The organism is Streptomyces sp. NPDC050564 (assembly GCF_044457265.1).
GTDB lineage: Bacteria > Actinomycetota > Actinomycetes > Streptomycetales > Streptomycetaceae > Streptomyces.
In genome coordinates this window covers 749,233-764,220 of sequence record NZ_JBITGS010000001.1, presented here as the reverse complement: position 1 = coordinate 764,220, position 14,988 = coordinate 749,233, and the positions used below count along the sequence as shown (strand labels likewise).

Here is a 14,988-nt window from a genome sequence, read left to right as displayed (position 1 = left end):
TGAACCGTGGGACACGGGTCACTCGGTGGTACGGCGCTGGGTGGACGCGGGGTGTCTTGTCGCCGCCGCCTGCCGCGGATGCTCCCCGCCGCTCCGCGGCGGTGCCTCCCTCTGGGCACGGGTGCCTTGTCACTGCCGCCTGCCGCGGATGCTCCCCGCCGCTCCGCGGCGGTGCTTCCCACCCACCCGCCCGACTCGGTCACTTGGAAAGCTGGCCTCGTGGCCTCGTGGCCTCGTGGCCTCGTGGCTTCATGGCCTCGTCGCTCCCGAGCCGGCGCTCTCGCCCGCTGGCCCCCCGCGCCCCCGGCGCCCCGCGCCCCCGGCGCCCCGCGCCCCCATCACCCCTCCCGCAACGCAAACCACAACTCCATCCGTACATCGGGGTCGTCGAGGTCCGCCCCCAGCAACGCGCCGCACCGTGCGATGCGTTGGCGGACGGTGTTGCGGTGGACGGAGAGGGCCACGGCTGTGCGGTCCCAACTGCCGTGCAGGGAGAGCCAGGTGCGGAGGGTTTCGGTGAGGGCGGGGGTGGCGGCGATGGGGGCGAGGAGGGTGCGGGCGTGGGTCTCGGCGTCGGCCGGGGGGACGAGGTCCGCGAGGGCGGGGCGCTCGCCGTGGCGGACCAGCGGTGCCCGGGTCGCGCGGGCCCGGGCCAGGGCGCGGGCCGCCTGGGTGTCGGCGGCCGCCCACTCGTGCGGGCCGACCGGCGCGCTGACCCCGCACGTCCAGCCCGCCTGCGCGGTGGGCTCACGGTCGCCGGGCACGAGGACCCGTACGACGTCGCCGCCCGCGTCGACCAGCGCGGAACCCAGCGCCGCCCCCAGCGCGGACGCGGCGACGGCGTCCGGTGCGGGGCCGTCCCCGGCGGGGCGCGCGTGCACGACGACCCATCGTTCGCCGCCGAGGAGCGGCGCCACGTCCTCGGGGGAGGCGCCCAGCAGTACGCGCACGAGGGCCGCGAGTCGTGCCGCCCCGCTCCCGCTCTGGTGCTCTCCGGTGAGCAGCGAGAGCAGGACCGATGCCACGGAGGCGATGGTGTGGTCGCCGGGTTCCCGGTGCGGAGCCCCGACCCCGAGCACGAAGCCCTGCCCGGCCCCAAGGGCGTAGGCGGAGAGATGGACACCGCCGACGGTGTCGGTGGCCGAGGAGGGAGCGGTTCTCCCCTCCCCGGGTCGCACGACGGCGGCCAGCTCGGCGAGGGCCCGTGCCACGGGGGTACCCCCGGGCGGGGCCGCCTCGGCCACCCTCCCGGCCCGGGCCAGCTCGACCCCGTCCGGCCCGTACAGCACCGTCCGGCCCCCCACCCGCTGGGCCAGCTGCCGCAGCACCGCCGGTACCGGGTCCGGGCGGGCCGCGGCCGCCGCCAGGCTCTGCTGGGCCTCCGTGACGCGGCGCAGTTCCGCCAGGCGGGCCTGGGCCATGAGCTGCCAGACGGCACGGGCCACGCCGGAGAAGGTGGTCTGGGGCGGGACCTCCAGGAGAGGGAGGCCGTGCGCGTCGCAGGCCGCGACCAGTGCCCTCGGAACCGTGTCGTGGACCGGGGCCAGGCCGAAGCCGAGTGCCGCGCCGCCCGCCGCGACGATGCGGGACACGTAGTCGTCGAAGTACGTGCCCGAGCCCGCCGCGTCGGGGATGTGGACCCCGGCGGTCAGGAGCAGCTCGCCGCCCAGCAGATACGGGTACGGGTCGGCCATCTCCGACGTGTGCGCCCAGTGGATGACGGTATGCGGGTCCGACGGGCCCGCGATCTGGCGCAGGCCCAGGTCCTCCCGTGCCAGGAGAGCGGAAAGCGGGACCGGTGGGGTCGGTGGGACAGGTGGGGCGGACGGGTTGGATGTGTCCGGCATGGTGGACGTTCCCTCCATCCGGTTCAGCGACAGTGGATGAAACGTACACTTCAGAGTCGCTTTCCGGCCACCTAGGGTCAGTGACGTCGGCAGCCGCGGGTACGGGCGTATGTCCCCGCGATCCGCTGCCGGTCTCCCGGCCGGACATCGCTCCCGGCCGCGTCCCCGGTTTCATCTGCACGACACGCCACCGAGAGTGCGCGAAGGAGGGCCCCACATGGCCGTCGACTACACAGTGATCGTCGTCTATCTGGCCGGCATGCTGGCCATGGGCTGGTGGGGCATGCGCCGCGCCAAGTCCAAGAGTGAGTTCCTCGTGGCGGGCCGGCGGCTCGGCCCCGCCATGTACTCCGGGACCATGGCCGCCATCGTCCTCGGTGGCGCGTCCACCATCGGCGGCGTCGGGCTGGGGTACCAGTACGGGCTCTCGGGCGCCTGGATGGTGTTCACCATCGGCCTCGGGCTCCTCGCCCTCTCCGTGTTCTTCTCCGCCCGTATCGCCCGTCTGAAGGTCTACACCGTCTCCGAGATGCTGGACCTGCGCTACGGCGGCCGGGCCGGTGTCATCTCCGGCGTCGTCATGTGGGCATACACCCTCATGCTCGCGGTCACCTCGACCATCGCGTACGCCACGATCTTCGACGTCCTCTTCGACATGAACCGGACGCTCGCGATCATCCTCGGCGGCTCGATCGTCGTCGCGTACTCGACGCTCGGCGGCATGTGGTCGATCACCCTCACCGACATGGTGCAGTTCGTCGTCAAGACCGTGGGTGTGCTGCTGCTCCTGCTCCCCATCGCCGTCATCAAGGCCGGCGGGTTCAGCGAGATGAAGGCCAAGCTGCCCACCGAGTACTTCGACCCGCTGGGCATCGGCGGCGAGACGATCTTCACGTACGTGCTGATCTACACGTTCGGCATGCTGATCGGCCAGGACATCTGGCAGCGCGTCTTCACCGCCCGCAGCGACAAGACGGCCAAGTGGGGCGGCACCGTGGCGGGTACCTACTGCCTGGTGTACGCGCTCGCCGGCGCCGTCATCGGTACGGCGGCCAAGGTGATGTACCCGACGCTGCCCAACACCGACACCGCCTTCGCCACCATCGTCAAGGACGAACTTCCGGTCGGTGTACGAGGGCTGGTGCTCGCCGCGGCGCTCGCGGCCGTCATGTCCACCTCCTCCGGTGCCCTCATCGCCTGCGCCACCGTCGCCAACAACGACATCTGGGCGAAGCTGCGCGGGGTGGTGAAGCGCGACGGTGAGGAGCACGACGAGGTCAAGGGCAACCGCGTCTTCATCCTGATCATGGGTGTCGCGGTGATCTGTACGGCGATCGCGCTCAACAACGTCGTCGAGGCGCTGACCGTCGCGTACAACCTGCTCGTCGGCGGACTGCTCGTGCCGATCCTCGGTGGACTGCTGTGGAAGCGCGGCACGGCGGCCGGCGCGCTCGCCTCCGTCGTCGTCGGCGGCCTCGCGGTCATCGGCCTGATGGCGACGTACGGCATCCTGGCGAACGAGCCGGTCTACTACGGGCTGTTGTCCTCGCTCGCCGCCTACGTGGTGGTGTCGCTGTCCACCAAGCCGACCGAGGCAGCCGTACTGGCCGCCTGGCGCGAGCGCCTCGCGGGTCGCACCCCCGAACCCTTGCCCGAACCGGTCCCGGCCCACCAGTAGAGTCGTCCTAGTAGCACATTGGTGTGCATAGCTGTACATACGCGATGACGCGTAAGAAGGAAGGCAATTCATCATGAGCAGCAACGAGACGCCCCGCGGGCCCGTCGACTCGTCCCGCATCCCGCGGTACGCGGGCCCCGCGACCTTCGCCCGGCTGCCGCGCCTCGACGAGGTCGGCACCGCCGACGTCGCCGTGGTCGGAGTGCCGTTCGACTCCGGCGTCTCGTACCGGCCGGGCGCCCGCTTCGGCGGCAACGCGATCCGCGAGGCGTCCCGGCTGCTGCGCCCCTACAACCCGGCGCAGGACGCCTCCCCCTTCGCCCTCGCGCAGGTCGCGGACGCCGGTGACATCGCGGCGAACCCGTTCAACATCAACGAGGCCGTGGAGACGGTGGAGGCGGCGGCCGACGAGCTGCTCGGCACCGGCGCCCGTCTGATGACCCTCGGCGGCGACCACACCATCGCCCTGCCGCTGCTCCGCTCCGTCGCCAAGAAGCACGGCCCGGTCGCGCTGCTCCACTTCGACGCGCACCTCGACACCTGGGACACGTACTTCGGCGCCGAGTACACGCACGGCACCCCGTTCCGCCGCGCCGTCGAGGAGGGCATCCTCGACACCTCGGCCCTCTCGCACGTCGGCACCCGCGGCCCGCTCTACGGCAAGCAGGACCTCACCGACGACGAGAAGATGGGCTTCGGCATCGTCACCTCCGCGGACATCTACCGCCGCGGCGCCGACGAGGTCGCCGACCAGCTGCGCCAGCGCATCGGCGACCGTCCGCTCTACATCTCCATCGACATCGACTGCCTCGACCCGGCGCACGCGCCCGGCACCGGCACGCCCGAGGCGGGCGGCATGACCTCCCGCGAACTGCTGGAGATCCTGCGCGGGCTGGCGTCCTGCAACCTGGTCTCGGCCGATGTCGTCGAGGTCGCCCCCGCGTACGACCACGCCGAGATCACCGCCGTCGCCGCCTCCCACACGGCGTACGAACTGACCACGATCATGTCCCGTCAGATTGCTGAGGCTCGCTCGAAGTGACTCACGACCACGACCTGGTACTCCGTCCCACGGCGGCGCAGACGGAGGCCGCGCTGAACCCTCCCACCGGCCGCAACGGCGGAGACCTGGTCGTGGAGACCCTCACCGGTCTCGGCGCGACGACCGTCTTCGGCCTGCCCGGCCAGCACGCGCTGGGCATGTTCGACGCGCTGCGCCGGTCCTCGCTGCAGTACATCGGCCTGCGCGTCGAGAACAACGCCGGGTTCGCGGCGGACGCGTACGGCCGGATCACCGGTGAGGCGGCCCCGCTGCTGCTCTCCACCGGCCCCGGGGCACTGACCTCGCTGGCCGCGCTGCAGGAAGCGGCGGCGGCGTCCGCGCCCGTCCTCGCGATCAGCAGCCAGATCCCCACCGCGGGGCTCGGCGGCGGCCGCCACGGCTATCTGCACGAACTCCCCGACCAGCAGGCGTCGTTCCGGGGCGTGGTGAAGTCGGTCCACACGGTGCGTACGCAGTCGCAGATCCCGTCGGCGATCGCGGCCGCCTGGGAGTCGGCGCTGACCGCCCCGCACGGCCCGGTGTGGGTGGAGATCCCGCAGGACGTCCTCCTTGCCGAGACCCACCTGCCGGTGGTGACGGCGATGGACGCCACCCCGGAGGACGTGCTCCCGCGCCCCGAACTGACCGCGGTCGCCGCCGACTTGCTCTCACACGCCGTCCGTCCCGCGATCATCGCGGGCGGCGGTGTCGTCCGCGCGGACGCGTCCGGAAAGCTCCTTCAGCTCGCCGAAAAGCTGAACGCCCCCGTCGTCACCACCTTCGGCGGCAAGGGCGCCTTCCCCTGGAACCACCCGCTCTCCCTCCAGTCCTGGCTGGAGGACCGCCACACCACGGACTTCCTGGAGGACGCGGACGTCCTCCTCGTGGTGGGCTCGGGCCTCGGCGAACTCTCCTCGAACTACCACACGTTCAAGCCCCGCGGCCGGGTCGTCCAGATCGAGGCCGACCTCGGCAAGCTGGAGTCCAACCACCCGGCGCTGGGCATCCACGCGGACGCCCGCCTCGCGCTGTCGGCACTGCTGGAGACGGTCGAGGAGCGCACCGACCCGACGGCGGCGGACCGCGTACGCACGGTGCTGGAGAATGTCACCGAGCGCATCGCCTCCCAGGAACTCACCCTGGAACAGGACGTGTTGGCGTCGGTCCGCCGGGCCCTCCCGGACGACTCGCCGTCCTTCTGGGACATGACGATCCTGGCCTACTGGGCATGGTCGGCCTTCGACGCGCGCGACGCGAACACCATGCACTCCGCCCAGGGCGCGGGCGGCCTCGGGTACGGCTTCCCGGCCGCGCTCGGGGCGGCCGCCGCCGACCCCACCCGCCCGGTCCTCGCGGTCTCCGGCGACGGCGGCGCGCTGTACTCGATCGCCGAGCTGGCGACGGCGAGGCAGTACGACCTGAACGTCACCTGGCTGATCGTCGACGACGGCGGCTACGGCATCCTGCGCGAGTACATGACCGACACCTTCGGCCAGGCGACGGCGACGGAGCTGGCCCGCCCGGATTACGTCGCCCTCGCGGAGTCGTTCGGCGTCCCGGGGGTCCGCACGACCCCCGAGACCCTGGAGGAGGACCTGGGCAAGGCCCTGGCAAGCCCCGGCCCCTCGGTGGTACTGCTCCCGGCCGTACTGCGGATGTTCGCCCCGACCCACCTGGGCTGACGCCCGGCCGCCGGTGGTGGTGGCGGTCTACCAGATCGCCTCCACCCACTCCGGGTGGTCGATGAACGGGTTGCGGTTGTGCTGGTAGGTGTCGTAGATGACCTGGTTGCGGTGCTCCTCGAAGCTGTCCGGCGGGTCCTCGTCGTTCCACTTCTTCAGCACGGACAGCTTGCCGATGTAGGGCGTGCTGCCGTTGGCGACCTTGTCGTCGGGCTCCAGGTCGGCGAAGCCGTCGCCGCCCTCGTAGCGGACCGCCATGTAGAGGATCATGCGGGCCACGTCGCCCTTGACCGCGTCGCGCGGCTCGAAGGAGTCGGAGTCGGTGAGGCTGCCGCCGGCGTTGGTGAAGGTGCTGCCGCCCTCGTCGAAGTCCTTGTTGCCTCGGACGCCGTTGACCTGCACGTCCTCGGGGCGGATGTGGTGGAGGTCGGTGCCGGGGCCGGTCGAGGTGGTGAGGTCGCCGTGCGAGATCGCCCACACGTGCTCGCGGTTCCAGTCGCCGACGTCGCCGCCGTTGAGGGTCTTGCTGCGGGAGAGGCCGGAGTACAGCAGGATCACGTTGCCGCTGTTGTTGGGGTCCTGGTCCGTGACCTTCAGGGCGTCCCAGAGTCCCGAGTACGAGAGCTTCGACTGACTGCTGATGATGGTGTGCAGCGAGGACTTGAGGCTCGTGCCGGTCTTGCCGACCGCGTTCTTGTAGTACGTGCTGTCGTACGCGGTCGTCGTGGCGCTCGCCGGAGTGGCGGTCACCGTCGGCACGGTGAGGCCGATGAGCACGGCGGAGGTGGTCAGCGCCAGCGTCTTCCAGCGGCGTATGTGCGTGGCGGGCATGTGGGGGCGTCCGTTCTACGCGGGTTGAATGAGCGGCCAACCGGAGCGTGACATGAACATGTGTTTCGGTGAGTGAACGGCAGGGGTCGGTTGTGTGTCGGAATCCGGCAAGTCGCGTGTTGTGCAGGCGATTTGGCATACGACTGCGGCCCCCGGCCGAGGGGAGCTCGGTGGGGGGCCGCAGGGTGCACGGGCGTTCGGCCCACCTGGATCGAACTGTCTGAGTCGAACCGCCTCAGTCGAGCCGCCTCAGCCGAGGTCCGACGGGTCCAGGCGGTAGAGCGGCGACGACTGGCCGTTCTGCGTCTGCGCGTTGGAGCCGGAGCCGGAGGTTGAGCCGGAGCCGGAGGTTGAGCCCGAGCCGGAGGTTGAGCCCGAGCCGGTCGAGGAGGTCGCGCTGTTGCTGTACGCGCTCTCCTTCACCGCCGTGCCGTGCTTCTGCACCCAGACCGTGACCTCGGAGCTGACGCTGTCCGAGCCGCCCTGGCCCATGCCACCGCCGCCCATGCCGCCGCCGAGCTGGAGGTAGTGCAACTCGCCCTTCTTCACCAGCTCCTTGAGCTTGGCGAGCGTCATCGCCTTGTCCGTGCCGGTCCAGCCCCACATGGAGATCACGGGCTGCCCGCTGCTCACGATCAGCTGCGCGGCACTCTGCGAACCGGACACCGCGAGCAGCCACTTGGCGCCGTCCCGGTGCTTCTTCAGGTACGTGATCAGCTCGCTGTTCGCGCCGCCGCCCATGCCTGCGCCGCCCATGCCGCCGGGGCGGCCGGTGGTGCCGGTGGTGCCGTTGGTTCCGCCGGTGCCGTTCGGGGGCGTCCCCGTCTCGCCGCCACTCTGCCCGCCGCCGGGGAAGGCACCGTTCTCGCCGCCGCCGGGCAGCTCACCGCCGCCCTGCTGAGTGCCCCCGGGCATACCGCCGCCGGGGGCACCGCTCGGCGGCGTGCCCATCTGGCCGTTCTCGCCGCCCTGTTGGGTACCGCCCGGCATCTCACCGCCGCCCGGACCGCCGTTCCCTCCGCCGAAGCCGCCCCGGCCGCCGCCGGGACCACCCATGCCGCTGCCCGTCGTCGGGCCGGCCGTCGGGTTGGTGCCGCCCATGCCGCCGCCCGTGCCGGAGGGCACCGAAGCGGCGTACGCGGCCGGACCGGCGACGGACGCGACGACCGTGGCGGCCACGGAGGCCGCGAACAACTGGACGCGTCGGCCGGAGCGGAAGACCAGCAGGCCGGTGATCGCGAGCGCCATGACCACCGCGACGGCCGGCCACAGCCAGGTGTTCCAGCCGGAGGCCCGGCGCAGCAGCACGACCGACCAGATGCCGGTGGCGCCCAGGGCGACGGGCAGCACCCACACCCACCGCCGGTCGGCGCGGAAGGCGCGCAGCAGCAGGACGCCGCCGCCTCCGCACAGCGCCGCGACACCGGGCGCGAGGGCGGTCGTGTAGTACGGGTGCATGGTGCCCTCGGCCATGGCGAAGGTCAGGTAGTGCAGTACGGTCCAGCCGCCCCAGAGCACCAGCGCGGCGCGCGTCGGGTCGGTGCGAGGCGCGCGCCCGCACAGCACCAGACCGCCCACGAGCGCGATGCCCGCGAAGGGCAGCAGCCACGAAATCTGGCCGCCCAGGATGTCGTTGAACATCCGGCCGAGGCCGGCGGTCCCGGAGAAGCCCCCGCCGCCACCGCCTCCGCCGTTGCCCTCGCCGCCGAAGACCCGGCCCAGGCCGTTGTAGCCCATGATCAGGTTCCAGGCGGTGCCGTCCGTCGAGCCGCCGATGTACGGCCGCTCGGACGCGGGCACCAGCGACACGGCCGCCGCCCACCAGAAGCTGGAGACGGCCAGGGCGACGCCCGCGAGCAGCAGGTGCACGATCCGCTTCACCAGGCCGAGCCGGGACGCGTACAGGTACACGGCGAAGACGGCGGGCAGGGCGATGTAGCCCTGGAGCATCTTGGTGTTGAAGGCGAGTCCGAAGCAGACCGCCGAACCGATCAGCGGCAGCAGCCTGTCGTTGCGCACGGCGCGCAGCGCGAGCGCCGCACCGCCGACCATCAGCAGGACCAGCAGCGAGTCGGGGTTGTTGTCGCGGTTGATGGCGACGGTGATCGGGGTGAGCGCGAGCACGAGCGCGGCGGTCGCCGCGGCGGCGTGTCCGAACACCCGCTTCACCGAGGAGTGCAGGATCCAGATCGTGCCGAGCGAGGCCCCGATCAGCGGCAGCGTCATCTGCCAGGTGCCGTAGCCGAACACCCGGCAGGACAGGCCCATGACCATGAGGACCAGCGGTGGCTTGTCGACGGTCATGAAGTTGCCCGCGTCGAGCGAGCCGAAGAACCACGCCTTCCAGCTGTGCGTACCGCTGAGCACGGCCGCGCTGTAGAAGCTGTTCAGGCTGGAGGAGGAGAGGTTCCAGGAGTACAGGACTCCGGCCAGCACCATGATCGCGATCAGCGCGGGGAGCGACCAGCGGGGTGCGGTGGGTGCGGGGGACGGCCCCTGGGGCGGCGCGGAGGCCGGTACGCCGGGGGCCACGGGGCGGCCGGAGGCCGGGGACAGTGGGTCGGTGGCAGATGTCACCAGTGCACCTTGCATACGCCCGATGGGCACGGGCTGTGCTCTGCCTGGGGGTGAGCTGTGCGTGGATGAGATGCGGGTAAGAGAGCGCCCGCACCGGTGACCCCCGACCCGGTGGCCCCCACCCCGGCAGGTCGCAGCGGTCCGAACTTGCGCCCTGGGAACGTACGTACAACTTTCGGCCGCCCCTATGAGTCAAGGGAGGCGAGTGCGCCCGTGGCGCATTCGTATCGGTTCAAGGGGATGGGAAGCCTCCATGACTCACCGGATGTCCCGGGGTACCCGTGTGCTCGCAGCGAGCCTCGGAGCCGGAGTGATCGTGCCGTTCGTGGCGGCCGCGGCACCCGCCGCCGCTGCGACGACACCGACAGTCAGTTGTACGTCGGCCCAGGCGGGCCTGGCCGCCAAGCTGCAGAACGACATCACCGCGGCGCTCGCGAACCGCACCGGCACGGTCGCGGTCGGCCTCTACGATCGCACCACCAAGACGACGTGCACCCTGCGAAGCAGCACCGCCTTCGACTCCGCCAGTGTGGTGAAGGTGACCGTTCTCGCCACGCTGCTGTGGGACGCGAAGAAGCACAACCGCTATCTGACCGACCGTGAGGTCTCCCTCACCAAGGCCATGATCACCCAGTCGGACAACAACGCGACCACCGCCCTGTGGAAGCAGCTGGGCATGACGAAGATCAAGGGCTTTCTGGCCGCGGCCGGCATGACCCAGACCGTGCCGGGCGCGAACGGCTACTGGGGCCTGACTCAGATCACCGTGACCGACGAGCAGAAGCTGCTCAAGCTCATCACCGCCAAGAACACGGTGCTGAGCGACAACTCCCGCGCGTACATCCTCAAGCTGATGGGCCAGGTCATCTCCTCGCAGCGCTGGGGTACCCCGGCCGGGGCGCCTTCGTCCGTGTCCGTGCACGTCAAGAACGGCTGGCTGCAGCGCTCCACGCACGGCTGGCGCGTGCACAGCGTCGGCACCTTCAACGGGGCCGGTCACGACTACATGATCACGGTGCTCACGCACGGCAACAGCACCATGAGCTACGGCGTCACCACCATCCAGAACGTGGCCAAGGTCATCCACAAGGACTTGGTGCCGACGACCACCACGAGCAGCGCCACCGTCCAGCGGTACACGCCGACGGCCACCCCGCAGGAGGCGTTCCCGGCGGTGCCGTCGGGCGGCTGACGCTTCACGGATCTCTCCGCGCTCGCCGTGGACCGCGACGGCGGCGTGGCCGCGCTCTCCGACCGGTCCTCGCTGCGGGTTGATGCCGTCGACAGCCGCAGCCCAACCCGCTCCTCGACAACATCGAGGGCCTCGCGGTCACCGGCCGGGCGCACGGCCGTCCGACCCTGCTCCTGGTCAGCGACGACAACCAGAACCCGGTTCAGATCACCCGCTTCCACTCCCTGCGGGTCCGGCTGCCGTAGGAGACGAATATTGCGGAGGGATGAAATCCGCTTCATTCGGCGTTTGTGCTTTCCGGCGGAGTGAGATCTACGGAAGGCACGGCGTGGCAGCGCAGCAGGGGGAAATGCGGGGCCGGGCGCGGCGGGAACAGGGAGCCGGCTGGGCACGGCGACTGGCCGGGTACGCGTGGCGGTACCCGAAGGACGTCGTCCTCGCGCTCGGCTCCTCGCTGGCCGGCATGGCCGTCATGGCGCTGGTCCCGCTGATCACCAAAGTGATCATCGACGACGTGGTGGGGAATCACACCAGGGGCATGGCCCCCTGGGCCGGCGCGCTGATCGGCGCCGCCGTCCTCGTCTACGTCCTCACCTACATCCGCCGCTACTACGGCGGCCGCCTCGCCCTCGACGTCCAGCACGATCTCCGTACGGAGATGTACGAGACGATCACCCGGCTCGACGGCAGGCGCCAGGACGAGCTGTCCACCGGGCAGGTCGTCGGGCGGGCGACGAGTGACCTCCAGCTGATCCAGGGCCTGCTCTTCATGCTGCCGATGACCATCGGCAACATCCTGCTCTTCCTGATCTCCCTCGCGATCATGGCCTGGCTGTCCCTGCCGCTCACCCTGGTCGCGCTCGCCGTCGCCCCCGCCCTCTGGTTCGTCGCCAAGCGCAGCCGCTCCAAACTGCACCCCGCCACCTGGTACGCGCAGGCCCAGGCCGCCGCCGTCGCGGGAGTCGTCGACGGCGCCGTCAGCGGCGTTCGCGTGGTGAAGGGCTTCGGGCAGGAGGAGCAGGAGACCGGCAAGCTCAGGGAGGTCGGGCGGCGGCTCTTCGCCGGGCGGCTGCGGACCATCCGGCTCAACGCCAAGTACACCCCGGCGCTCCAGGCCGTCCCCGCCCTCGGCCAGGTCGCGATGCTCGCACTGGGCGGCTGGCTCGCCGTGCGCGGGCAGATCACGCTCGGTACGTTCGTCGCGTTCTCCTCCTACCTCGCCCAGCTCGTCGGGCCCGTGCGCATGCTCGCCGTCGTCCTCACCGTCGGGCAGCAGGCCCGCGCCGGTGCCGAGCGCGTGCTCGAACTCATCGACACCGAGCCGTCGATCCAGGACGGGACGAAGACCCTGCCCGCCGACGCGCCCGCGACGGTCGAGTTCGACGACGTGTCGTTCGGATACGAGGAGGGGCGGCCGGTACTGGACGGGCTGTCGTTCGAGATCCGGCCGGGCGAGACCCTCGCCGTCGTCGGCTCCTCCGGCTCCGGGAAGTCCACGGTCTCCCTCCTCCTCCCGCGCTTCTACGACGTCACACACGGTGCCGTCCTCGTCGGCGGCCACGATGTGCGCGAGTTGACGCAGGAGTCGCTGCGCGCCGCGATCGGGCTCGTCCCCGAGGACTCCTTCCTCTTCTCCGACACCGTGCGCGCCAACATCGCGTACGGCCGCCCGGAGGCGACCCAGGAGGAGATCGAGGCCGCCGCCCGCGCCGCCCAGGCCGACCGGTTCATCGCCGAGCTGCCGAACGGCTACGACACCAAGGTCGGCGAGCACGGCCTCACGCTCTCCGGCGGCCAGCGGCAGCGCGTCGCGCTCGCCCGCGCGATCCTCACCGACCCGCGGCTGCTCGTCCTCGACGACGCCACCTCCGCCGTGGACGCCCGTGTCGAGCACGAGATCCACGAGGCCCTCAAGGGGGTCATGGAGGGCCGCACCACCCTCCTGATCGCGCACCGGCGCTCCACGCTCAACCTCGCCGACCGCATCGCCGTGCTCGACGACGGGCGCCTCGCCGCCCTCGGCACCCACGAAGAGCTCCAGCAGCGGTCCCCGCTGTACCGGCGGCTGCTCACCGACCCGGACGAGCTGGGCGGAGTCTCCCCGGGACACGCTCAGCCGGTGGCACCGCAGGAGGACACCTCCGTACGGGACGAACTGGACGCCGAGTTCGACGCGGAGCGGGGAGTCACACCGCACCTGTGGACCGGCGACCGCGAGCCCAAGGACAACGCGCTCGCCGGGATGCCCGCCACCCCCGAACTCCTCGCCCAGGTCGAGGCGCTGCCACCGGCCACCGACACCCCCGGCATCGACGAGGCGCGCGCGGTCACGCCGGAGGAGTCGTACGGACTGCGGCGGCTGCTGCGCGGCTTCGGGCCTCCCCTCTTGGTGAGCCTCTGCCTCGTCGCCGTGGACGCCGGCATGAGCCTGCTGCTGCCCGTGCTGATCCGGCACGGCATCGACCAGGGCGTCACCAAGATGGCGCTCGGCGCGGTGGGGGCCGCGGCCGCGCTCGGGTTGGTCACCGTGCTCGTCCAGTGGGCGGCGCAGATCGGTGAGACGCGGATGACGGGACGGACGGGGGAGCGGGTCCTGTACTCGCTCCGCCTGAAGATCTTCGCGCAGCTGCAACGCCTCGGACTCGACTACTACGAGCGGGAGTTGACGGGTCGGATCATGACCCGGATGACGACCGACGTCGACGCGCTGTCGACCTTCCTGCAGACGGGCCTGGTCACCGCCTTCGTCTCCGTCGTCACCTTCTTCGGCATCATGTTCGCGCTGCTGGTGATCGACGTACAGCTGGCGCTCGTCGTCTTCGTGACGCTGCCGCCGCTGATCATCGGCACGTTCTTCTTCCGCCGGGCGAGCGTGAAGGCGTACGAACTCGCCCGTGAGCGCGTGTCGGTGGTCAACGCCGACCTCCAGGAGTCGGTGTCCGGGCTGCTGATCCTCCAGGCGTTCCGGCGTGAGCGCTCGGGCGGGCGGCGGTTCGCGGAGGGCAGCGACAGCTACCGCCAGGCGCGGATCCGTGGGCAGTGGCTGATATCCGTCTACTTCCCGTTCGTCCAGCTGCTCTCGTCCGTGGCCGCGGCGGCCGTGCTGGTGGTCGGCGCCCACCGGGTGGACGCCGGCACGCTGACGACCGGCGCGCTCGTGGCGTACCTCCTCTACATAGACCTGTTCTTCGCGCCGGTGCAGCAGCTCTCGCAGGTCTTCGACGGCTACCAGCAGGCCACCGTCTCGCTCGGCCGCATCCAGGAGCTGCTCCAGGAGCCGACCTCGACGAAGGCCGCCGACGAGCCGCTCGAAGTCCTGTCCCTGAGGGGCGAAATAGCCTTCGAGGACGTCGACTTCGCGTATGGCGACGACGAAGAGGCCCTCAGTGGCGTGTCCTTGCACATCCCCGCCGGGCAGACCGTCGCCTTCGTCGGGGAGACCGGCGCGGGCAAGTCGACGCTCGTGAAGCTGGTCGCCCGGTTCTACGACCCGACGGGCGGGCGGGTGACGGTCGACGGTACGGATCTGCGTGCCCTGGACATCACCGCATACCGTCATCGGCTCGGCGTCGTGCCCCAGGAGGCGTACCTCTTCCAGGGCACGCTCCGCGACGCCATCGCCTACGGCCGCCCCGACGCCACCGACGCCGAGGTGGAGGCCGCGGCTCGCGCGGTCGGTGCGCACGACATGATCGCCACGCTCGACGGCGGCTACCTCCACGAGGTCGCCGAGCGCGGCCGCAACCTCTCCGCCGGCCAGCGTCAGCTGATCGCGCTGGCCCGTGCCGAGCTCGTCGACCCGGACGTCCTGCTCCTCGACGAGGCCACCGCCGCGCTGGATCTGGCGACGGAGGCCCTGGTCAACCAGGCCACCGACCGCCTTGCGGGCCGCCGGACCGCCCTCCCGTCGCCCGACCACCACCCCTCAACGAGCGCTTACGCGCGCACCACCTTGATTGTCGCCCACCGCCTGACGACGGCGGCCCGCGCGGACCGGGTCGTGGTCATGGACCACGGCCGGGTCGCGGAGGACGGCACCCACGACGAGCTGCTCCGACTCGACGGTCACTACGCCGAGTTGTGGCGGACGTTCGTCGGGGCGCCGGAGCCGGAGGAGCCGGTGGGTTCCACCGCCTGAG

8 protein-coding genes and 1 pseudogene are annotated in these 14,988 nt (G+C 71.3%); 6 read left to right on the top strand and 3 right to left on the bottom strand.

Translation table 11 applies throughout. From position 1 onward, the window contains the following. Positions 1-338 precede the first annotated feature (338 nt). Complete coding sequence (locus tag ACIBK0_RS03335; RefSeq protein WP_399074998.1) at positions 339-1,865, bottom strand: PucR family transcriptional regulator ligand-binding domain-containing protein; 1,527 nt, start codon at positions 1,863-1,865, stop codon at positions 339-341. A gap of 199 nt (positions 1,866-2,064) precedes the next feature. Here ACIBK0_RS03335 and ACIBK0_RS03330 point away from each other — a divergent pair, with 199 nt between their 5' ends. The 3 genes from ACIBK0_RS03330 to ACIBK0_RS03320 all read left to right on the top strand — a co-directional run bounded on the left by ACIBK0_RS03330 (position 2,065) and on the right by ACIBK0_RS03320 (position 6,249). Continuing rightward, positions 2,065-3,525: a sodium:solute symporter gene (locus ACIBK0_RS03330; RefSeq protein WP_399074996.1), complete on the top strand. Its 1,461-nt coding sequence runs from the start codon at positions 2,065-2,067 to the stop codon at positions 3,523-3,525. Positions 3,526-3,598: 73 nt separating this feature from the next. Beyond that, positions 3,599-4,567 carry an agmatinase gene (speB, locus tag ACIBK0_RS03325; protein ID WP_189184904.1) on the top strand — a complete coding sequence of 323 codons (969 nt, stop codon included), beginning with the start codon at positions 3,599-3,601 and terminating at the stop codon, positions 4,565-4,567. Next, positions 4,564-6,249, top strand: coding sequence for a thiamine pyrophosphate-binding protein (locus ACIBK0_RS03320; protein ID WP_399074994.1), 1,686 nt, complete (start codon positions 4,564-4,566; stop codon positions 6,247-6,249). The genes speB and ACIBK0_RS03320 overlap by 4 nt, the downstream gene beginning before the upstream one ends. 27 nt (positions 6,250-6,276) lie before the next feature. Here ACIBK0_RS03320 and ACIBK0_RS03315 read toward each other — a convergent pair whose 3' ends face one another. Further along, complete coding sequence (locus ACIBK0_RS03315; RefSeq protein ID WP_399074992.1) at positions 6,277-7,080, bottom strand: endonuclease I family protein; 804 nt, start codon at positions 7,078-7,080, stop codon at positions 6,277-6,279. A 249-nt stretch (positions 7,081-7,329) separates the two neighbouring features. Beyond that, entirely contained in the window at positions 7,330-9,657 is a 2,328-nt protein-coding gene (locus ACIBK0_RS03310) for a glycosyltransferase family 39 protein (protein WP_399074990.1), read from the bottom strand. Positions 9,658-9,922: 265 nt separating this feature from the next. On the opposite strand from ACIBK0_RS03310, the gene ACIBK0_RS03305 reads away from it, so the two are divergent. From ACIBK0_RS03305 to ACIBK0_RS03295, 3 genes and pseudogenes are all read left to right on the top strand, one after another. After that, a complete protein-coding gene (locus ACIBK0_RS03305) occupies positions 9,923-10,849 on the top strand; it encodes a serine hydrolase (RefSeq protein WP_399075143.1) in 927 nt (308 codons plus the stop codon). Between the two features lie 89 nt (positions 10,850-10,938). Beyond that, positions 10,939-11,094, top strand: a pseudogene (locus ACIBK0_RS03300) (esterase-like activity of phytase family protein); the annotation flags it as partial. 104 nt (positions 11,095-11,198) lie between these two features. Beyond that, complete coding sequence (locus tag ACIBK0_RS03295; protein WP_399075141.1) at positions 11,199-14,987, top strand: ABC transporter ATP-binding protein; 3,789 nt, start codon at positions 11,199-11,201, stop codon at positions 14,985-14,987. The last annotated feature ends 1 nt before the right edge of the window (position 14,988 follow it).